The 20,352-nt window shown below is 64.7% G+C and carries 23 protein-coding genes and 2 tRNA genes; 3 read left to right on the forward strand and 22 right to left on the reverse strand.

The window, feature by feature from the left end; genetic code table 11:
• Positions 1 to 296: 296 nt before the first annotated feature.
• The 9 genes from IPF49_06770 to msrB form a co-directional block, all read right to left on the reverse strand.
• On the reverse strand, positions 297 to 557 hold the full coding sequence (locus IPF49_06770; GenBank protein ID MBK6287327.1) for a type II toxin-antitoxin system RelE/ParE family toxin: 261 nt from the start codon (positions 555 to 557) through the stop codon (positions 297 to 299).
• A gap of 33 nt (positions 558 to 590) precedes the next feature.
• Entirely contained in the window at positions 591 to 788 is a 198-nt protein-coding gene (locus tag IPF49_06775) for a hypothetical protein (protein ID MBK6287328.1), read from the reverse strand.
• A gap of 459 nt (positions 789 to 1,247) precedes the next feature.
• Positions 1,248 to 1,338: transfer RNA gene (locus IPF49_06780), tRNA-Ser, on the reverse strand.
• 102 nt (positions 1,339 to 1,440) lie between these two features.
• On the reverse strand, positions 1,441 to 2,277 hold the full coding sequence (gene queF / locus IPF49_06785) for an NADPH-dependent 7-cyano-7-deazaguanine reductase QueF (protein MBK6287329.1): 837 nt from the start codon (positions 2,275 to 2,277) through the stop codon (positions 1,441 to 1,443).
• Positions 2,278 to 2,359: 82 nt separating this feature from the next.
• Positions 2,360 to 3,133, reverse strand: a complete 774-nt coding sequence (locus IPF49_06790) for an ABC transporter permease (GenBank protein ID MBK6287330.1) — start codon at positions 3,131 to 3,133, stop codon at positions 2,360 to 2,362.
• A complete protein-coding gene (locus IPF49_06795) occupies positions 3,130 to 4,065 on the reverse strand; it encodes an ABC transporter ATP-binding protein (protein ID MBK6287331.1) in 936 nt (311 codons plus the stop codon). The genes IPF49_06790 and IPF49_06795 overlap by 4 nt, the downstream gene beginning before the upstream one ends.
• A 285-nt stretch (positions 4,066 to 4,350) precedes the next feature.
• Positions 4,351 to 4,629, reverse strand: coding sequence for an RNA-binding protein (locus tag IPF49_06800; protein MBK6287332.1), 279 nt, complete (start codon positions 4,627 to 4,629; stop codon positions 4,351 to 4,353).
• 555 nt (positions 4,630 to 5,184) lie between these two features.
• Positions 5,185 to 5,260, reverse strand: a tRNA-Glu gene (locus tag IPF49_06805).
• A 170-nt stretch (positions 5,261 to 5,430) separates the two neighbouring features.
• A complete protein-coding gene (gene msrB / locus IPF49_06810; protein ID MBK6287333.1) occupies positions 5,431 to 5,829 on the reverse strand; it encodes a peptide-methionine (R)-S-oxide reductase MsrB in 399 nt (132 codons plus the stop codon).
• A gap of 134 nt (positions 5,830 to 5,963) precedes the next feature.
• Between msrB and IPF49_06815 the strand changes: the two genes are divergently transcribed.
• On the forward strand, positions 5,964 to 7,181 hold the full coding sequence (locus IPF49_06815; protein ID MBK6287334.1) for a pyridoxal phosphate-dependent aminotransferase: 1,218 nt from the start codon (positions 5,964 to 5,966) through the stop codon (positions 7,179 to 7,181).
• A gap of 6 nt (positions 7,182 to 7,187) precedes the next feature.
• On the opposite strand, the gene IPF49_06820 is transcribed toward IPF49_06815, so the two are convergent.
• The 7 genes from IPF49_06820 to IPF49_06850 are packed head-to-tail and all read right to left on the reverse strand — an operon-like array spanning position 7,188 to position 12,241.
• On the reverse strand, positions 7,188 to 8,357 hold the full coding sequence (locus IPF49_06820) for an ATP-NAD kinase family protein (GenBank protein MBK6287335.1): 1,170 nt from the start codon (positions 8,355 to 8,357) through the stop codon (positions 7,188 to 7,190).
• Positions 8,354 to 9,466: a 4-phosphoerythronate dehydrogenase gene (locus IPF49_06825; GenBank protein MBK6287336.1), complete on the reverse strand. Its 1,113-nt coding sequence runs from the start codon at positions 9,464 to 9,466 to the stop codon at positions 8,354 to 8,356. Before IPF49_06825 ends, IPF49_06820 begins: the two co-directional genes overlap by 4 nt.
• Positions 9,457 to 10,353 (reverse strand): flap endonuclease, encoded by an 897-nt coding sequence (locus tag IPF49_06830; protein ID MBK6287337.1) that lies wholly within the window; start codon positions 10,351 to 10,353, stop codon positions 9,457 to 9,459. Before IPF49_06830 ends, IPF49_06825 begins: the two co-directional genes overlap by 10 nt.
• Positions 10,350 to 10,964 carry an elongation factor P hydroxylase gene (locus IPF49_06835; GenBank protein MBK6287338.1) on the reverse strand — a complete coding sequence of 205 codons (615 nt, stop codon included), beginning with the start codon at positions 10,962 to 10,964 and terminating at the stop codon, positions 10,350 to 10,352. Before IPF49_06835 ends, IPF49_06830 begins: the two co-directional genes overlap by 4 nt.
• Positions 10,927 to 11,160, reverse strand: a complete 234-nt coding sequence (gene tusA / locus IPF49_06840; GenBank protein MBK6287339.1) for a sulfurtransferase TusA — start codon at positions 11,158 to 11,160, stop codon at positions 10,927 to 10,929. The genes IPF49_06835 and tusA overlap by 38 nt, the downstream gene beginning before the upstream one ends.
• Complete coding sequence (locus IPF49_06845) at positions 11,157 to 11,417, reverse strand: YheU family protein (protein ID MBK6287340.1); 261 nt, start codon at positions 11,415 to 11,417, stop codon at positions 11,157 to 11,159. Before IPF49_06845 ends, tusA begins: the two co-directional genes overlap by 4 nt.
• The gene (locus IPF49_06850) at positions 11,414 to 12,241 is read right to left on the reverse strand and encodes a class I SAM-dependent methyltransferase (GenBank protein MBK6287341.1); all 828 of its coding nucleotides are present in this window, start codon (positions 12,239 to 12,241) and stop codon (positions 11,414 to 11,416) included. Before IPF49_06850 ends, IPF49_06845 begins: the two co-directional genes overlap by 4 nt.
• A 111-nt stretch (positions 12,242 to 12,352) precedes the next feature.
• Here IPF49_06850 and IPF49_06855 point away from each other — a divergent pair, with 111 nt between their 5' ends.
• Positions 12,353 to 12,874, forward strand: coding sequence for an ACT domain-containing protein (locus tag IPF49_06855; protein MBK6287342.1), 522 nt, complete (start codon positions 12,353 to 12,355; stop codon positions 12,872 to 12,874).
• A 1-nt stretch (position 12,875) separates the two neighbouring features.
• On the opposite strand, the gene IPF49_06860 is transcribed toward IPF49_06855, so the two are convergent.
• The 6 genes from IPF49_06860 to IPF49_06885 form a co-directional block, all read right to left on the reverse strand.
• Complete coding sequence (locus IPF49_06860) at positions 12,876 to 13,088, reverse strand: hypothetical protein (protein ID MBK6287343.1); 213 nt, start codon at positions 13,086 to 13,088, stop codon at positions 12,876 to 12,878.
• 20 nt (positions 13,089 to 13,108) lie between these two features.
• Positions 13,109 to 14,317, reverse strand: coding sequence for an MFS transporter (locus IPF49_06865; protein MBK6287344.1), 1,209 nt, complete (start codon positions 14,315 to 14,317; stop codon positions 13,109 to 13,111).
• Positions 14,314 to 15,429: a chorismate synthase gene (gene aroC, locus IPF49_06870; protein MBK6287345.1), complete on the reverse strand. Its 1,116-nt coding sequence runs from the start codon at positions 15,427 to 15,429 to the stop codon at positions 14,314 to 14,316. Before aroC ends, IPF49_06865 begins: the two co-directional genes overlap by 4 nt.
• Positions 15,430 to 15,529: 100 nt before the next feature.
• The gene (gene prmB / locus IPF49_06875; protein MBK6287346.1) at positions 15,530 to 16,546 is read right to left on the reverse strand and encodes a 50S ribosomal protein L3 N(5)-glutamine methyltransferase; all 1,017 of its coding nucleotides are present in this window, start codon (positions 16,544 to 16,546) and stop codon (positions 15,530 to 15,532) included.
• Positions 16,435 to 17,310 carry an alpha/beta fold hydrolase gene (locus IPF49_06880; protein MBK6287347.1) on the reverse strand — a complete coding sequence of 292 codons (876 nt, stop codon included), beginning with the start codon at positions 17,308 to 17,310 and terminating at the stop codon, positions 16,435 to 16,437. Before IPF49_06880 ends, prmB begins: the two co-directional genes overlap by 112 nt.
• The gene (locus IPF49_06885; protein ID MBK6287348.1) at positions 17,307 to 18,515 is read right to left on the reverse strand and encodes an iron-containing alcohol dehydrogenase; all 1,209 of its coding nucleotides are present in this window, start codon (positions 18,513 to 18,515) and stop codon (positions 17,307 to 17,309) included. The genes IPF49_06880 and IPF49_06885 overlap by 4 nt, the downstream gene beginning before the upstream one ends.
• 136 nt (positions 18,516 to 18,651) lie before the next feature.
• Here IPF49_06885 and IPF49_06890 point away from each other — a divergent pair, with 136 nt between their 5' ends.
• On the forward strand, positions 18,652 to 20,292 hold the full coding sequence (locus tag IPF49_06890; GenBank protein MBK6287349.1) for an NAD-dependent malic enzyme: 1,641 nt from the start codon (positions 18,652 to 18,654) through the stop codon (positions 20,290 to 20,292).
• Positions 20,293 to 20,352 lie beyond the last annotated feature (60 nt).

Here is a 20,352-nt window from a genome sequence, read left to right on the forward strand (position 1 = left end):
CGTATTGCGTGATGTTCCCGGCCGCGTCGTAAAATAAATCTGTCCCCATATCCCCGTCCCCATATTCCTAAAATAAATCTGTCCCCATATTCTAGTCCCCATATTCCCCTCAGCCGGAATGGGTGGCAGCATTGGCCGGAATACGCACCCATATTCCCCATCGAATACCGAGAGAATCTTGGACTTACGGCATAAAACCAGTCCAAGTTTTTATCCGCACCCCCAGTGGGTCAGTATTGGACGGACGTCAACAGGGTATCGGATTTCGGAGCAGTTTGGCGCCCCCAGAATCGCTGTCAGAGATCCGCTGGTTGCTTCGGCAAACGCTGCCGGTAGTGTTTCACCGTCACGATCTCTACGCGATCTGGTCTGACGACGTAAATCAGGCGAAACGGCCGCTCCAGTACTTCGCGCAAATCGTCCTGTTGATACTCAGGCACGCGCCGGTCAGCACGGGGATCGAATACAAGGCGCTCCGAGCGGCGTGTCAAACGGTCGACGACCTGTTTGGCTCGTATCGGCGAGTCCTGCGCGATGTGGTCGTGGATCTCTCTCAGGCGGGTCTTGGCCTTATTCTGACCAGGCTACCTTCATTCCGGCAGGTCGTATTCGCGCCTTAGGTCTTTCACGTCAGTCATTCGACCGGCGTTGATGTCCGCCAGTCCTTCCTCGATGTCCGCGCGCACTTCAAGTCGATAGGCGAGCTCCTGCCAAGTGACGCCGTCGGGCAGTTCATCAATCAGCTTGTGCGCTTCGTGCTTGGGGCTCTGGTTCGTTGCGGTCGGCACATTCGGACTCCTCTGCTCTGGCCAATTTTTGCACACTAGCCTCGTGGTTTGTTGAAATCCATTCAGCAATGACCCACAACTCGCTCAGAGTGCGGCTTGGAATTGCCCCTAATGGTCCAGTCTGAAGGGTTCACGCGAAGCGTGGATCAATATCCAATCAGCCCACGAAGTGCCTCCGGTCGGAGAACCGTAACTCAGCAGACTGGGTGGCGGTGAGGGAGGGATTAATCGAAACAGCCTTTGGGCTGTTTCGACCCTGCGGGCTTCGCCGCTGCGCGGCTCGTTTCAAACTGCTGCGCAGTTAGTGACGCGCGCCATCCCTGGCGCTCGCCCTGCGGGCGCACTCGCTTCGCTCGTGCGTCCAAATCGGCAGTCCTGCCGATTTGTCGAACCGGAGGGTTCGTCCACCCTCCCTCACCGCCAGATACAGAAAAGGCCCCGATGGGGCCTTTCTGTATCTGGCGGTGAGGGAGGGATTCGAACCCTCGAACGGGGATTAGCCGTTACACACTTTCCAGGCGTGCTCCTTCAACCACTCGGACACCTCACCGGAACCTGGATTGCCGCGCCGTGGATGCGGGCCGGCCAAAACGAGGCGCGTACTCTATACAAGAGCATCTTTGCTTACAACCCGAGGACCCGCATCCAGCGCTCACTGGCGCGCCAGCCGGGTGTGGGGAGGAATGGTCTTGCCGGTGCTGCGGAACGGGTTGATATCGATGCCGCCGCGGCGGGTGTAGCGCGCATAGACGCTGAGGTCGCGCGGGCGGCAGCGGTCCATGATGTCGATGAAGATCCGCTCCACGCAATGCTCATGGAAACCCTGGTATTCGCGGTACGACACGAGGTAGCGCAGCAGGGCCTTGCGATCGACGCGGGTGCCGAAGTAATTGACCTGGATACTGGCGATATCCGGTTGCCCGGTCACCGGGCATACCGTGCGGAACAGGTTGCTGTACAGGATCTCGCCGGCCACCTGCCCGTCCTCGACCATCTCGAGCAGACCCGGGTCCGGGCGATAGATCGACATCTTGAGCTTGAGCGTGTCGAGACACTCGCCCTGGAGCGTTGCAACGCCCGCCTGCAGGGCCTGGCTCATCGACAGCAGGTTCACCACCACCGAGGTACCGACCGTGACCGAAAGATCCAGCTCGAGCGTGCGCACCACGTCGTAGGCACTGGCAAAAGTCGTCTGGCTGAAGGAGCAGAGATAAAGCTTCAGCGATTTGGATTCGATCACCGCGCGCGAGTTGCAGGGCACCTGCAGCTGCAGCACGCCGACCTCGGGCTTGCCATCGCGATCGAGCCAGGTGAGTTCCCAGGCGGTCCACAGGTCCGCGCCCTCGAACGGCAGCTTGCCGGCATCGATCAGCAGTTTCTGGCGCAGCCGGTCGCGCGCGATGGGCACCAGCAGCGACGGGGTGTACTGCGAAACCACCTCGCTGCGCTTGCCCAGTGGTGTGTCGGCAAAAAAGCTGTTGTCGCTCATACCCGTATCCGAAATTGCAGCAGCAATTGTAGACCATGAAAACAGCCACACGGCGTGGCCCGCAGCGCCTTGCGCAGGCGTCTCACTGGCGCAACCGCTTCCCGGAATTGAGCAGGTAGAGGCAATAGCACCAGCCGATGACGATGAACAGCGCGATCATCCCGACCGCCATCCCGACATCGATATCCGATACCCCGAGAACCCCGTAACGAAACGCATTGACCATGTAGAGAATCGGGTTGGCCTGCGAGACGCCGCGCCAGAACGCCGGCAACAGGTCCATCGAGTAGAACACCCCGCCGAGATAGATCAGCGGGGTCAGCACGAAGGTCGGGATGATCGTCACATCATCGAAATTGTTGGCATACACGGCGTTGATCAGCCCGGCGAGCGAAAACAGCACCGCGGTCTGGAACACCACCAGGATCGTGAGCGCAAGATGCTGTACCTGCAGATGCACGAAAGCGAGCGACAACACCGTCACGATCAGCCCGACACAAAGCCCGCGCGCCACCCCGCCCAGCGTGAAACCGAGCAGGATGATGTAATTCGGCGTCGGCGAGACCAGCAACTCCTCGATGCTGTGCTGGTACTTGGCGCCGAAAAAGGAGGACACCACGTTGGCGTAGGAGTTGGTGATCACCGCCATCATGATCAGGCCCGGCACCACGAACTGCATGTAGTCGAAGCCGCCCATCTGACCGATGCGCGAGCCGATCAGGCTGCCGAAAATCACGAAATAGAGCGTGATGGTGATCGCCGGCGGCACCAGGGTCTGGGGCCAGATCCGCACGAAGCGCCGTATTTCCTTGACCAGGATGGTGGCAAATGCCATGAACAGCTCGCGCGGATTCATGCCGCGGCCTCGGGGGCCTTGTTCTCGTTCAGCAGACCCACGAACAGTTCTTCCAGCCGGTTGGTCTTGTTGCGCATGCTGTTGATCTGCACCCCGCGCGCCGACAGGCTGGCAAACACCTCGTTGAGCGACTGTTCCTTGTCGACGGCGATCTCGAGCGTATGCGAGTCGATCACGCGCGTCGGGTAGCCCTCGAGCACGATGTCGGCAGGCAGATCACCCGCCGCATCGAGCAGGAAAACCTCGGTATGCAGCTGGCGCAGGAGTTTCTTCATGGTGGTGTTCTCGATGATCTCGCCGTTATCGATGATCGCGATGCTGCGACACAGGCTCTCGGCCTCCTCGAGATAATGCGTGGTCAGGATGATCGTGGTGCCGGCACGGTTTATCTCCTGCAGGAAGCTCCACATCGAACGGCGCAACTCGATATCCACGCCGGCGGTCGGCTCGTCGAGGATCAGCAGGCGCGGCTCGTGCACCAGCGCACGCGCGATCATCAGTCGCCGCTTCATGCCACCCGAAAGATTGCGCGCCGGCTGCTCGCGCTTGTCCCACAGATCGAGCTTGCGCAAGTATTTCTCGGCGCGCTGGCGTGCCAGTCCGGGGGCGAGTCCGTAGTAGCCGGCCTGGGTGGCAAGAATATCGCCGACCTTCTCGAAATGATTGAAATTGAATTCCTGCGGCACCACGCCGATATTGCGCTTGGCCAGCGGAAAGTCGCGGTCGATATCGGTGCCGAATACCCTCACCTGCCCGCCGCTCTTGTTCACCAGCGAGCAGATCACGCCGATGGTGGTCGATTTGCCGGCGCCGTTGGGTCCGAGAAGCGCGAAGAAATCACCCTCCGCGACATCGAGATCGATGCCTTTCAGCGCGGCGAAACCATTGGCGTAGGTCTTGCTGAGGTTGCGGATCTCGAGGGCATTGCTCATGGGGCGCGGGATACTCCGGACTGCGGCCGACTGCGGCGGCGCCGCGGTAGCCGCGTATGGTAAACGCCGCCTCCGGGTGCTGCCATCCCGGGCCGTCGCGATCGCGTTAAATTGCCGGGAATTGCGCCGCGGATCGCACTGCTCGGAGCACCGGGCGCGGCTCACACGACGTCGCCCGCACGCATGCAATTCATGCGCGAAGCCGTGATGGGGGAAAAGAGAAGAGCGCTTCCGCGACCGGAGAGGACGGGGGTCCTTCAGCCGGATCGCGGTTGCGCGTCGGCATCAGAAGCGACGGCGTGGGCCGCTGCTGTCGCGCTCCTTGCGTGCTTCCGCCTGGTTCACCTTGATCGTACGACCGTTCAGATCACGGCCGTTCAGCGCCTTGATGGCTGCGTCGGCTTCCGAGTTGTTGGCCATCTCGACAAAACCGAAGCCCTTGGACTGACCGGTTGCGCGATCGGAGATCACGGTGGCCGAAGTCACTTTGCCGAATGCCTCGAATGCTTCGCGCAGGTCGGCGTCGGTCGTGTTGTAGGAAAGGTTTCCCGTATAGATATTCATTTATTCACCATCTGTAGAAAGAGTGCTGTGCGGTATAAAACACTATCGAATATGCACGAGCACAAACTATCAGATAGCGACTGCAATCGGAGGTCTGTCGCGCTGGCAGGCGCCACTCCGTGGAGTATCCTGCTGTTTGCGAAGCGAATCCGGCTGCAAAACCCGGTCAATATACACGTCTGCGCGCCGCAACGCGCGTTTTGCGAGAAAGCTCGCGCACTGCGCGCGCTCGCTGGCGTCCCCTAGGGAATTACTCGGGCGCTACGCGCCCTCGCCCTTCGGGTCGTCCGAACTGCGTTCGGACGCTCGCTGCGACGCTGCGCGTCTTGCGTCGAACTCCGCTTCGATCACCGCCCTCATTGCTCGCGCACTGCGCGCGCTCGCTGGCGTCCCCTAGGGGATTACTCGGGTGCTACGCACCCTCGCCCTTCGGGTCGTCCGAACTGCGTTCGGACGCTCGCTGCGACGCTGCGCGTCTTGCGTCGAACCGGGGGTTCGAATCTTGTCCCTAGGGGCACCAAATAAAAAAGCCGGCACAAGGCCGGCTTTTTTATTTGGCGTCCCCTAGGGGATTCGAACCCCTGTTACCGCCGTGAAAGGGCAGTGTCCTGGGCCTCTAGACGAAGGGGACAAAACCGAAGTTCCAGGACGGCGCGCATTCTAGGAAGCCCTTGCCGGGGCGTCAAGCAAAGAATCCGGAGGCGGCATTATTGGGCATTGCGAAACTCCGACACGAGTTGCACGGACGCAAGGCGGTCGCTGCGCAACAACCGCCTTGCGCCGCGCCGCGCCTCCAGAGACTCATCCGGCTGCGCGCGGCTCGAGCTCCAGCGAGGCGGAATTGATGCAGTAACGCAACCCCGTGGGGGCCGGACCATCGGGGAACAGGTGCCCGAGGTGGGCGCCGCATTTGCGGCACATCACCTCGGTGCGCACCATCCCGAGACTGCGATCCGACTCGGTCACGAGACACTCGTCGTTGGCCGGCGCATGGAAGCTCGGCCAGCCGGAGCCGGAATCGTACTTGGTCGCGGAATCGAACAGCGGCTCGGCGCAACACGCGCAGCGGTAGATTCCCGATGTCTTGGTATCCCAGTACTTGCCGGTGAACGCGCGCTCGGTGCCCTTGCCGCGACAGATATTGAATTGTTCGGGGGACAGCTTGCCCCGCCATTGCTCGTCGTCCTGATGCTCCGACATGAATGCTTCCTCCCCGCAAGCGGGCACCCCAGCGTGCCCGAAACGCAATTATGCACAGCCCTGCGGCTGCAATTCCGATCACCTCACACCTTACCCTATACTATTGCGTTCATTCCCTGGCCCGAAACCCCGCCATGCGTGACTTTCTGAAATCGCTGAAATTGGCCAACGTCTGCTATGACATTCGCGGCCCCGTGCATGAGCGCGCCACGATCATGGAGGAAGAGGGTCACCGGATCCTCAAGCTCAATATCGGCAATCCCGCGCCTTTCGGATTCGAGGCGCCCGAGGAAATACTGGTGGACGTGATCCACAACATCCCGAAATCCCAGGGCTACTGCGACTCCCGGGGCCTCTACTCCGCACGCAAGGCCGTGATGCAGTACGCGCAGCAGATCCAGATCCCCAACGTCGAGGTCAACGATATCTACCTCGGCAACGGGGTCAGCGAGCTGATCGTGATGGTCATGCAGGCACTTGCCAACGATGGCGACGAGATCCTGATACCTGCGCCCGATTATCCGTTGTGGACCGCCGCGACCACTCTTGCCGGCGGCACCGCGGTGCATTACCGCTGCGACGAGCAATCGGACTGGTACCCCGACATCGCCGATATCCGCGCCAGGATCAACCATCGCACCAAGGCGATACTGGTGATCAACCCCAACAACCCGACCGGTGCGGTCTATCCGCGCGAGATACTCGAGCAGATCGTGGAACTCGCGATCGAGCACCAGCTGGTGATACTCGCCGACGAGATCTACGACAAGATTCTCTACGACGGCGTCGAGCACGTCGCGCTTGCCAGCCTCTCGCCCGAGCCGCTGTGCATCACCTTCAACGGGCTGTCGAAGGCCTACCGCCTGGCCGGATTTCGCTCGGGCTGGATGATCGTCTCCGGCGCCAAGCACAATGCCAGAGATTTCATCGAGGGGCTCGACATCCTCGCCTCGATGCGCCTGTGCGCCAACGTACCCGCCCAGCACGCGATCCAGACCGCGCTCGGCGGGTACCAGAGCATCAATGACCTGGTGCTGCCGGGTGGGCGCCTGCGCGAACAGCGCGATCGCGCCTGGGAACTGATCAACTCGATTCCGGGCCTGAGTTGCGTCAAGCCGCGCGGCGCGATCTACCTGTTCCCGCGCCTCGATCCGAAAGTGCACAAGGTGCTCGATGACGAGCGCCTGGTCTACGACCTGCTGGCGCAGGAAAAGATGCTGCTGGTTCAGGGCACGGCGTTCAACTGGGCCGAGCCCGATCATCTGCGGGTGGTATTCCTGCCGCGGGTCGAGGAGATCGAGGACGCGATGGGACGGCTGCAACGTTTCCTGGCGGGCTATGCCCAGGCCTGAGCGGATCTAGTCAGACGGCGTCGCGCAATCGTCATAACCCAGCGGATACAGAATCGCGTCGCGGTACCCGGTGACTACCTGCATGTAGCGGTGCAGCGCCTGGTCGAGCGCGGGATCGTTGGTATCGACCAGCAGCGGCCGGCCCTGCAGCGCGCCGATCTTGCTCTTGGCGGCCACGATCACGATGTTGTCGATGCCGACGCGCCGGATCACCGCCGCGCTGATCTGCTGGTTGCCGCGTCCGAACACGTGGCCCTGCCCGCCGATCGCGGTGACCACGATGCGCGCGGAACCGCTGTGTTCGCGCAGCAACTCCAGCAGGCGTGCTTCGCCGGCATCGCGCGCGAGGCATTCACGATCGCGCACCACGTCGACGCCGAGCAGCGTACCGTCGATGCCGAGCAGTTCCTTGATCGCGAAGGTGGTGGTGCCCGGACCGAGAATGTACAACTGCCCGGGCTCCATCTCCTCGACGATCTGCGCGGCGATGTCCGCAATCGCCAGTTCCTCGACTTCCCGCCCGCCCACCTTGGTGTGCTGGACGTAGCGTCCCTCGGCCGGTACCCGCATCTCGCCGAAATGGCGCGAGTTCACCCGCCCGCCGCGAAAGGCATCCTCGTCGAGATCGCGCACCTCGCCCGGGGCGATATCCACCAGTGCGCCATCGATCAGCGCGCGCACGACTTCGCCCGCGGCCTCCGGGGATACCGCGTAGACGCCGGAATGCATCTTCACTCCCGCCGGAATGCCGAGCACCGGCAAGCGCGATTCCACCACCGCGCAGAGATCGCGCGCGGTGCCATCGCCACCGGCGAAAAGCAGCAGGTCGACCGGGATCGCGCACAATGCGCGCGCCGCATCCTGGGTGTGCTGCGCCGTGGTGGGGCCGCTGACAGGGGGGCCGACCACCTGCGCCTCGAAGCCTGCCGCGTGTGCGGCATCCATGCCCATGACTCCCGCAGCCGCATACAACTCGATGCGCGAGCGCAGCCCGGTGAGCATCGCAAGTGCACGCACCGCGCGCGCCTGCGCCCGTGGCTCGGCACCGCGCGCCCGCGCCTCGGCTACGATCGCCGCACCATCGCTGCCCTTCAGGCCCACTGCCCCGCCGATTCCGGCCAGTGGATTGACGATCAATCCGAGCCGGAACGGGCGCTCGCCCGGCCCCGGTTTCATCCGTGGAAGCCTGCCGCAAGCAGTTGCGCGCGTTCGCTCTCGCGGGCACTGCCAATATGCCAGGCACCGAGCTCGCGCCGCGCCGGATAATCGCGCCGCAGGCGATCGAAACCGGTGGCGATATCCGCCGGCGTCGCAACCGCGAGCGCGCGCAGCTGCGCATCATCGGTGCGCGGGTCATAAGAGCCGAGCACCGCCTGCTGCCAGCCCGTCGCCTGCGCTGGCACCACCCCGGCCGGCGGAAGTTGCAGCGCGGCGAAGCTCTCGAGCGGCGCCCCGCCCTGCAGGAAATCGCACAGCGCGCGGTAGACCTGCGCCACGCCGCGCAACTTGCCATCCACCGCATAGCCCGCGATATGTGGCGTGCCGATCAGGGTGCGCGCGAGCAGCGCCGGCTCGATCCGCGGCTCGTGCTCCCACACATCGAGCACGACGCCGAGATCCGCGCGCGCGCGCAGCAATCCGAGCAGCGCGGCGTTGTCGACCACCGCGCCGCGTGCGGTGTTGATCAGCAGCGCCCGTGTGGCGAGGGCCTGCAACTGCGCGGCGCCGAGCAGGTATCGGGTCGGGTGATCGCCCTCGCTGGTGAGCGGCACATGGAGGCTCAGCACATCGCAGTCGAGCACCTCGTCGAAGGCGCAGGCCTCGGCAATGCCCTCGACAAACGGATCGTAAACACGACAGCTGATTCCAAGCGCCCGCAAGCGGCGCAACAGCCGCCCACCCACATTGCCGCAACCGACGATGCCGATGCGCCGCGAAGCGATGGATGCCGCATCCGGAAAACGCAATGCCAGCACGCCCAGCACATAATCCACCACCGAATCGGCATTGCTGCCGGGTGCATGCGCGAAGCGGATGCCGAGCGCATCCAGGTCCGCAAGACAGACATGATCGATGCCCGCGGTGGTACTGCCCACGAAGCGCACCCGGCTGCCACGCAGCAGCGCCGCATCGATGCGCGTCACCGAGCGCACCACCAGGATATCGGCATCGCGCACCACGGCGGCGTTGATCGCGCGCCCCGGCAGGCGCTGCACCGCTCCAAACTGCGCGAACAGCTGGTCGGCGCCGGGAATGTTTTCGTCGACCACCAGCTTCATTGCCATCCGGCCCCCACGCCCTGCACCCGCGTCCTGAAACCTGCGTCGAGGCCGTGCTCCTCGACGAATGCCACCAGCGCCGGTACCTCCGGTGCCTGGCGTTCGAAAGCCGGCAGCGCGGCTTCGCCAGCGAGCTCCCCGCAAAGGCAGGTGAGCCGATGCGCCATGCGGATCTGCGCCGCGTGCGCCTCCAGTGCCGCCGCGGTGCGCGCCGCCCCGCGACGCCGCGAGTTCGCGATTTCCCCGGTGGCACCGAGAATGGCCTCGATATCGGGGTAGTCCTGCAGCAACGCGGTCGCGGTCTTGATGCCGATCCCGGGCACTCCGGGAATATCGTCGATCGCATCGCCGGTCAGCGCCAGCAGATCGGGCACCTGCGCGGGACGTATCCCGTGGCGCGCCCGATACGCCTCGTGCCCCAGCGGCTCGCCGCCCGGAAAATCCCACAGCAGATCGCCATCTGTCTGCAGCAGTTGCCCCAGGTCCTTGTCGCGGCTGAGCACCACGCTGCTCAATCCGAGCGCCCGCGCCTGTACCGCCGCGGCGGCCAGCAGATCATCGGCCTCGTAACGCTTGCTCGCCACGCAGCCGATGCCGAGCAGCCGGGTGAACTCGCGGCAGGCCTCGAGTTGGAACGCGAGTGGCGCGTCGGGCAGCACCCGGCGGTTCTTGTAGCCGGGATGGATCTCGTTGCGAAAGCAGCCGCCGAGGCTCTCGTCGAAAGCGGCCAGCACCCGCAGCGGCTGCTCGCGCTCCAGCAGATCGAGCAGGAACGAGGCGTAGCCGCGCAGCGCATGGGTCGTGAAGCCATTGCGCGCATGCCAGCGTTCGGGCAGCGAAAAATAGGCGCGAAAGATATAGATCGAGGCATCGATCAGGTACGCCCGCCTCACTGGCAGCTGTCCGCTGCGAGCAGACGCGTGGCGACGTAGTGTGCGGCGTCCGGCGCGGCCTGCCCGCCCCGCCACCGGCACAGCGCGGCGTGGAACAGCCGCGCGCGCGGCGGCATTCCACGCACGCAGTAATCGCGCGCGGCCGCCGCGATTGCGTGCACAAAAGCGCCGGGGTCGTGCGCGGCGCCGCCGAGATTGTCGATGCTGGGGCGGAACACCGCGCCACAGGCCTCGCTGAGCAACCATTCGAGGGCCTGCGGGCGGGCCTCGAGACGTTCGAACTCGGCCTGCCGGAGCGCATCGCGCCCGTCGGGTGTGTACCAGTAGCCATAATCGAGCTCGCGGCGCCGGGCGCTGCCGGCAATGCACCAGTGGGCGATTTCGTGCAGCGCACTGGCCACGTAATCGTGGCGAAAGATGATGCGCGCCCTGGCGTGTGCGCAATCCGCCGGCACGTAGAGCGGCTCCTCACCGCCCGCGACCAGGCAGGTGTTCTCGCTCGCGCCGAACAACTCATCGAACAATGCGCACAGTTGCCGCGCATCGGGTGCCGCGACGCCGGGCGCCGGGCCCTCAGCCCTGCTTGCGGATGCGGTAGCTGTACTCGCCATCGCGTTCCTCGTCGGCGAGCAGTTCATGGCCCAGAAACTCGCAGAAACGGCTGATATCCCGGCGCGTGGAGGGATCGGTGGCCAGCACCGTGACCACATCATCGGGCGCCATGTCGCGGATGCGGTTGTGCAGCATCATCAGCGGCTCCGGGCAGAACAGCCCGCGCGTATCGAGCGTGGTTTCCACGACGCTCACCCTGCCTGCCCGTCGCTGGCCAGCACGCACCGCCGCGCGGCCTCGGCGCGCGTGAACAGTTGGCAGGTGGACAGATCGGTATCGAAAAACACTTGCACCTCGGCGCGTTCGAGCTGGCGGCGGATCTGCGCGACCTTGGTCGCCAGTTCCACCTCCCGCTCGCCGTATTCGGTTCCCTCGCGGGTCGCGAATTCCTCGATCACTCCGTCGAGCGTGGCGGCGGAGAGCTCGCGCCACGGTATCTCGACATGGCTCACTGCGCGGGCTTGCGCAAACGCAGGGTCATGCGATCGCTCTCGCCGATTTCGAGGTACATGGCGCGGTCCTGTTCGCCCAGCGCGAGCCGCGGCGGCAGGGTCCAGACCCCTTTGGGGTGATCGTGCGTGTCAGCCGGATTGGCATTGATCTCGCTGCTCTGCTCGAGCACGAAACCCGCAGCCGTGGCCGCCTCGATCACCATCGCCTCGGCCATATAGCCCGACTCGATGCTCTGCTCGCGGCTGGTCCCGGTGGCGGCGCGGTGCTCCACGATTCCCAGCACCCCACCCGGCTTCAGTGCCGCGAATGCCGCCTTCATGACGTTGAGCTCGTTGCCCTCGGGTTTCAGCCAATTGTGGACGTTGCGAAACGTCAGCACCATGTCGGCGCTGCCCGCGGGAGCAATCGCAAGCGCACCTGGCGGCGCCAGTTCGGTCACCACCACGCGATCATAGACCGCAGGGTTTGCCGCCAGCTTGTCCCTGAACGCCGCCAGTCCCTTGCGGAAATACTCGATATCCGAGTTCGCGGCAAAATGCGCGGCGTAGAGTTTGCCATTGTCGCGCAGGTACGGCGCCAGGATCTCGGTGTACCAGCCGCCACCCGGCCACAGCTCGACCACGGTCATATCGGGTTTCAGGCCAAAGAACGCAAGGGTTTCGGCGGGATGGCGATAGACATCGCGCGCCCGGTTCTCGGCACTGCGCTGATCGCCGGCCAGTACCGCATCGAAATCCGATGCCGCGTGACTGAACATGCAGAAACTCATCGCGATCGCCGCGCCTGCGGCCAGCCGGCGAATGGCCTGCGGGGAATATTTCATGTCGCTCTCCTGTTGCTGACGGTGTCGGGCACGCTGCGCGGCGCAATGCGAACGCGCAGGTGTGACGGCCTGCTATTATACCGGCCTTGAACGGCTACGGGGCACCGCGCCATGCAGATCCATATGCTGATCAGCTTTATCGCCGATGATCGCCCGGGGCTAGTCAAGAGCCTCTCGGAGGTGGTCAATGCGCACCAGGGCAACTGGCTCGAAAGCCGGATGGCAAAACTCTCGGGAAAATTTGCCGGCGTGGTGCGCGTCGCGGTGCCCGAGGAGCGCGTCGGGGAGTTCGACGGCGCCTTGCAGTCACTGGGCAACGAAGGACTCACCCTGCGTCTCGAGACCTGTCCGGATACACCGGTAGCTGCCGACCTTGTCCCGTACCGGCTGGAAATACTCGGTCACGACCGCCCGGGTATCGTGCATGAATTCTCCGCCGCGCTGGCGCGTCGCCATATCAATGTCTTCGATTTGCGCAGCGACATCACCAGCGCCGCAATGAGCGCGGACCCGCTGTTCACCGCGGTTGCGAGTTTCCATGCGCCCGCCGATCTCGATATCGACGAGCTGCGCGACCAACTCGAGGCGATTGCCGATGAGTTGCTGCTCGAGTACACCCTGAGCGCGCTCTGAGCTAGCGGCGACCGCGGTGCCGCAGCCAGCCCAGCAAAGCCGCGGCCGGCAGCGCGGCGAGAATCATCACGCCGATCAACAGCAGGGTTTTCAGGAAGAAGCGCCCGATTTCCACCGGATCCATATCGAAGCTGTACAGCGCCGACGCCACCAGGCAGGCCAGCGCGATCAGCCCGAAAATCAGGGTGCGGTTGGTACGCAAAAGACGAAACATTCTGTTCTCCCGTTCAGCGATCATCTGGCTGCTGCTTGACCGGGCGCCAGCTCGCCATCGCCGAAGCCCGGATTGTCCACCAGCGCACCGTGCACCGCCACACGCACCAGCCACCAGCCAAGCAGCGCTGCCGCCGCGGCCAGCATGAAGGCCAGCATCGGACTCAGTTCCCACGCGAAACCGCTCAGCAGGGCACCAAGCGCCCCGCCCGCACCAAAACTCACGGCGCTGTAGAGTGCCTGCCCCTGCCCCTGGTGTCCATGTCCGAAATGACGCCGCACCAGTTCCACGCCCGCGGAATGAAAGCTGCCGAAAGTCGCCGCATGCAGGCATTGCGCAATCAGTAACACCCACAGCTTGCCCGCGCCGAGGCCAATCATCAGCCAGCGCAATGCCGCAAGCAACAGGCTGGCCATCAGGATGTCGCGCAGGCTGAAGCGCATCAGCAAGCGGTGAGCCAGCGCGAACACGCCGATTTCCGCCACCACCCCGAGCGCCCAGAACTGCCCGATCGCACCACGACTGAAGCCGTGCTGGTCGAGCAGCAGGCTGAAAAAGCCGTAATACGGCGCGTGCGAGAACTGCAACAGGAAGGCAGCGGCAAGAAACGCCAGCACCACGCGCTGGCGCAACAACGCAACCAGCCCTCCGGGAGCCGGACGGCGCTCGATGCTGCCGGGATCGCGTATCGCAAAACTTCCAAGTGCGATCAGCGCCAGCAGCAATGCCAGCAGCCACGGCAGCTGGCCCACGCTCAGGTGATCGAACAGGACCCCCGAGAGCGCGACCGCCAGCACGAAACTCACCGAGCCCCACAGCCGTACCAGCCCGTAGCGGTGCACCGCGGTGCGCATCGAGGCGAGGGTGATGACTTCGTACTGGGCAAGAATCGCATTCCAGAAGAAGGTATGCAGCGTGGCCATCGCGATCACCCAGGGCAGGTCCTGGCGCCACACCAGGCTGGCCAGCGACGCGAATGCGCCGATCGCGCCCCCGCGGATGATCAGCAGCCGCCGGCCACCTCGATCGGCCAGCCAGCCCCAGAAATTCGGCGCCACGATGCGCGCGCTCGCCATCATTGCCAGCACCGCGCCGATCGCCGCGGCACCGAGCCCGGCCGCCTCGAGATACAGCGCCCAGTACGGCACCATCGCGCCGAGAAACGCGAAGTAGAGGAAATAGAAAGAGGAAAGGCGCCAATACGGATAGCTGGCGCTCTCCGTGCTCATGAACCCTCGGGCGGGGACACGCTCGCCGGCAATACCGGCGTCCTGCAACTCACATCCTGGTTCTGCGCACGATCGCGCAACACATGATCCATCAGCACGAGCGCCAGCATGGCCTCGGCGATCGGCGTGGCACGAATCCCCACGCAGGGATCATGGCGGCCATGGGTCGCGACTTCGATGGCATTGCCGAGGCTGTCGATGCTGCGGGCCGGGATGCGGATGCTCGAGGTCGCCTTGAGCGCGATCGACACCAGGATATCCTGCCCGGTCGATATGCCACCGAGGATGCCGCCGGCGTTGTTCGACAGGAAACCCCGCGGCGTCATCTCGTCGCGATGCTCGGTGCCACGTTGTTCGACCGCCGCAAAGCCGGCGCCGATCTCGACTCCCTTCACCGCATTGATACCCATCATCGCGTGCGCGATATCGGCATCCAGGCGATCGAAGACCGGCTCGCCGAAACCCGGCTGCAGACCGCTCGCCACCACGTTGATGCGTGCCCCGATCGAATCGCCCGCCTTGATCAGCGCTGCCATGTACGCTTCCAGCTGCGGCACCAGCGCCGGGTCCGGACAGAAAAACGGGTTGCGCTCCACCTGATCCCAGTCGAGCGTGGCGGCGCGGTGTGGCCCGAGTTGCGCCAGGTAGCCGCGCACCAGGATGCCGCCGCGCTCGCGCAGGAATTTTTTCGCGATCGCCCCTGCCGCGACACGCACCGCCGTCTCGCGCGCCGAGGATCGGCCGCCGCCGCGATAGTCGCGGAAGCCGTATTTCTGCGTATAGGCATAATCGGCGTGGCTGGGACGGAAGGTGTCCTTGATCGCGGTGTAGTCCTTGGATTTCTGGTCGGTATTCTCGATCAGCAGGCCGATCGGCGCGCCGGTGGTGCGCCCCTCGAACACCCCCGAAAGTATCCTGACCCGGTCCTCCTCGTTGCGCTGCGTGGTATAGCGCGAGGTGCCCGGGCGGCGCCGATCGAGATCGGGCTGCAGGTCCTGCTCGCCGAGTTCGAGCCCCGGCGGGCAACCATCGACGATGCCGCCGATGGCCGGACCATGGCTCTCACCAAAGCTGGTCAGCGTGAACAGACGCCCAATGCTATTACCCGACATGCCTCAAACCCGCTCCCGTCCCTTGACCGGTGACAGTAACCTTTTTGCCTGATTCGTGACAGTAACCTTTTGCCCTTGGGCCAAAGGTTAGCGTCACGAATCAGGCCCCCAAGTCGTGCGCAGCGATCAGCGCAACCCCGTGGCCGCCCTGTTCGAACTCCGGCCACAGGAACGGGGTCCCGGGCCAGGCGCTCTCCAGCGCCGCTGCGCTGTTACCCACTTCGAGCACCAGCAACCCGTGCGCGAGCAGATGCTTGCCCGCCTCGCCCATGATGCGGCGCACCAGGTCCAGCCCATCGTCCCCGGCCGCCAGGGCCATGCGTGGCTCATGCCGGAACTCCTTCGGCAAGGCCTCCATGTCGGGCGCATCCACATAGGGCGGATTGCACAGGATCAGGTCATAGCGCGCATCGCCGAGGGCGTCGAACAAATCCGATTCCACCACCCTCAGCCGATCCTCCACCCCATGCAGCGCGACGTTCTCGCGCGCCAGCGCCAGCGCTGGCGACGAGATATCGCTGATATCGACCGTGGCATCAGCAAAACGCAGTGCTGCGGCAATGCCGATACAGCCACTGCCGCAGCACAGATCGAGAATCCGCAGTGGCGAACTGGCGCTGAACCACGGCTCGAATCCCGCCTGGATCAACTCCGCAATCGGCGAACGCGGAATGAGCACGCGCTCGTCGACCCGAAAGCGCAACCCCGCGAACCAGGCCTCGCCCAGCAGGTAGGCGACGGGCACGCGCTCGACGATGCGCCGCCGCAGCAGCCGCCCGAGACGGGTGCGCTCGCTCGATGCCATGCGCGCATCGAGCACCCAATCCGGGCTGTCGAAAGGCAGACCCAATGCGCCCAGCGTCAGCCAGCGCGCCTCGTCCCAGGCATTGTCGGTGCCATGGCCATAATGCAACTTCGCGGCGCTGAAGAAACTCACCGCCAAACGCATCACATCGCGCAGCGTGTGCATTTCAGCCAGTTCGTGTTCCAGGTCCTCGGCGTGATTCACGGTGCTCTCCAGAATTTCAGGATGCGCGCGGCGATCTCGTCCGCCTGCGCCAGCATATGACAATGATGACAGCCGGCGACGCGAACCACCTCGAGCGCGCCGTACCATGCCATCGCCGGATGATCCGCGAAGCGCCCCGCATTGCCCTCGCTGGCCGCGATCAGCAAGCCGGGCAGTTCCAGGGCGCCCAGCACATGACGCAGATGTTCCTGGCCAAACTTCAATGCCGAGGCGTAGCGCAGCCGCGCATCGGTGCACCAGCGAAACCCGCCGTCGACCTGTTCGATGCCACGCGCGACCAGCATTTCGGCGGCAGCGCGATCGATGCCGGTTGCCTTGCAGCGCGCCTCCACCGCATCGCCCGGCGTCGCGAACACGCGCGCTGCGCGCGGTGCGCGACGCCCGTAATCATGGGCGAAGCTACGCAACTGCCTGACGGTATCGGCTTCATCAAAGGGTGGCGGAATCATTCCGTCGAGCAACACCAGGCTGCTCACCGCGGGTGCTTCGATCGCCGCCATCAGCGTCGCAATCACGGCGCCGCGCGAGTGCCCGAGCAATCCATAGCGCTCGAGGCCGAATTCGCGCACCAGCCCCACCAGGTCCGGCAGATCATCCCAGATGTTGTAGCAGCCATCGGCGCTGCGGTGCGAACTGCGTCCATGGCCCGGCAGATCCACCGCGATCACGCGATAGCCCTCGAGCAACGGCGCGAGCGCGTCGAACGAGGCGGCATTGTCGAGCCAGCCGTGAAGCGCCAGCACCGGGAAATCGCCATCCGCCCCCCACTGGCGATACGCGATGCGCGATCCACGCAGCGCGACCTGCCCTTCGCGCGCGACGCGCAACGACCCGGCGAGCGCAACGCTCACGGCAGCAGTTTCCGCAGCACCGCCTCGCATTCGGACTGGTTCATGAAACGCGGCACCGGATAGAAGCCCTGGGCCTCGTCCAGCGCGCGGCGCGCTATCAGCGGCACATCGGCGGCGCGCAGGGTATCGAGCTTTTCGGGTATGCCGATACGAAGCGCGAGTTCGCGCACTTTCGCGATAAAGCGCTCGGCCAGCACAGCCGCGGATTCGGAGCGCGTGCCGGCGCCGATTGCCAGCGCCAGGTCCGCGAGCCGTGCGGCGGCCGCATCGCGCGAGAAATCGAGAATATGCGGCAGCACGATCGCGTTCGCCAGACCGTGCGGCGTGTGATAGATGCCACCGAGATTGTGCGCGATCGCATGCACATAACCGACGCTGGCCCGGCTGAACGCAAGCCCCGCATAGGTCGAGGCCATTGCCATCGCCTGGCGTGCCTCGAGATCCTCGCCGTGCTCGCAGACCCGGGCAAGATTGGCGAACACCAGCTTCGCCGCGGCCAGCGACAGGCGCATCGTGCTGTCGTTGGCGAAACGCGAAAGATAGGACTCGACCGCATGGGTCAGCGCATCCATGCCGGTCGCCGCGCTGATGTGCGGCGGCAACCCGGTCATCAGCGCGGCGTCGAGCGCGGCCATCAGCGGCACCAGCTTGCCATCGACCACCGGGGTCTTCGCCTGTGCCGCGGTATCGGTGACCACGGCCACGACGGTGACTTCCGAACCGGTACCCGCAGTGGTGGGTATCGCATAGATCGGCAGCGGCGCCAGTTTGACCTTGAAATTCCCGACCAGATCGGAAACCGCCGCGGTGTTGGCAACGCACGCGGCGATGATCTTCGCGGCATCCATCGGCGAGCCGCCGCCGACCGCGAGCACCGCATCGCAGCCATCGCGGCGCGCCAGCGCCACACCGGCCTCGATCTGCCTGTGGGTGGGATCGGGTTCCACCCCGTCATACACGGTACACGCCACGCCGTGCGCTTCGAGAGCCTCCCGCAGCGGCCCGATCAGACCGAGCTTCACCAGCACCGCATCGGTCACGATCAGCACCTTGCGGGCGCCAAGATCGGCCATCGCGCGGCACATCCGCAACGAGGAACCCGGGCCGGAAAGCAGCAGCGGCTGCCCGGCGCTGACCAGTTTCATGACGATTTTCAGGACGAGCAGCTGCAGGTTGTGCAGCAGCAACTTCAGGGTATCGGGCATGGAATACTCCAGTCAGGGAACAGGTGCTTTCGGCGTCAGACCACGACTCGGTCAATCACCCGTCACGAAGTGCCGTTATAAACTGCCACGCAGAGATGCATCAAGCCCCGCTGCGGCGCGCGCGAGAACGATCGGCATGGACAAGAAAGCAACGACGCTGCCGCGCGGGGTAAAGATCCTGCACGATCCGGTGCGCAACAAGGGTACCGCATTCACCGCCAGCGAGCGCGAGATTCTCGGGTTGCGGGGACTGCTGCCACCGCGCGTGCACACCGTCGCGGAGCAGGAGCAGCGCGTGCTGGCGAACCTGCGCTCGCGCGCGACCGATCTCGATCGCTACCTGTTCCTGATGGATCTGCAGGATCGCAACGAGACCCTGTTCTACCGCGTCGTCATGAACCACATCGACGAGATGATGCCGTTGATCTACACCCCGACCGTGGGGCTCGCCTGCCAGACCTACGGCCATATCTTCCGCCGCCCGCGCGGCCTTTACATCGGCAACGACGATCGCGGCCGGATCGAGGCGCTGCTGCGCAACTGGCCGCACCCGGAGGCGCGGATCTGCGTGGTCACCGACGGCGAGCGGATTCTCGGACTGGGTGATCTCGGCGTCGACGGCATGGGTATCCCGATCGGCAAGCTCGCGCTGTATACCGCCTGCGCCGGCATCCAGCCCACGCAATGCCTGCCAGTGACGATCGATGCCGGCACCAACAACGAAAGCCTGCTCGCCGATCCGCTCTATATCGGCACGCCGCGCCCACGACTGCGCGGCGCCGCCTACGACGAACTGATCGAGGAGTTCATGAGCGCCGCGACCAAGGTGTTCCCGGGGCTGGTGATCCAGCTGGAGGATTTCGGCAATTGCAATGCGTTCAGGCTGCTGGAGAAATACCGCGAGCGGGCCTGCGTGTTCGATGACGATATCCAGGGAACCGGCGCGGTGGCCTATGCCGGCATGCTGGCGGCTCTGCGCCTGATCGGGCAGCGCCTCGAGGATCAGCGCATCCTGTTCCACGGCGCCGGCGAGGCCGGCATCGGCATCGGCGAAACGGTGGTTGCGGGGCTGATCGAGCGCGGCATGGACGCCGCCGAGGCGCGCCGGCACTGCTGGTTCGTCGACACCCGCGGCCTGCTGACCGCCGCGCGGGCGGAGATCCCGGCGCAGAAAGCACCGTTCGCGCACCCGCACCCGCCGCTCGCGACGCTGGAGGAAGCCGTCACCGCGCTGCGGCCCACGATTCTCGTCGGCACCTCCGGCCAACCCGGCCAGTTCACAGAGAACATCGTGCGCGCCATGGCAGAGTTCAACCCACGGCCGGTGATCTTCGCGCTGTCGAATCCCACCTCGAAATCCGAGTGCACGGCCGCCCAGGTCTATGGCTGGAGCGATGGCCGCGCGGTATTCGCGAGCGGCAGTCCGTTCGAAGCGGTGACGCTCGATGGGCGCACCCATGTACCCGGCCAGGGCAACAACGCCTACATCTTTCCGGGTGTGGGTCTGGGCCTGATCGCAAGCCGCGCCACCCGCGTCACCGACGACATGTTCCTGGCCGCCGCCAACGCACTTGCGCAACAGGTCAGCGACGAGGATCTCGCACTCGGGCGCATCTATCCGCCGCTGGCGAAAATCCGCGATGTCTCGGCACAGATCGCACTCGAGGTCGCGGAGATCGCCTACCGTCATGGCCTCACCGCACGCGAGCGTCCACCTGAGCCGATGGCCGATATCCGGGAACAGATGTATCGGCCGGAATATCCGCAATATGCCTGAGCGTGCAGCGCGACAGCGCCGCCAGATGTCGAGTCTCCGTCACCTGCCCTGCGCTGAACC

This window comes from Gammaproteobacteria bacterium, from assembly GCA_016705365.1.
Taxonomy (GTDB): Bacteria; Pseudomonadota; Gammaproteobacteria; order Pseudomonadales; family UBA5518; genus UBA5518.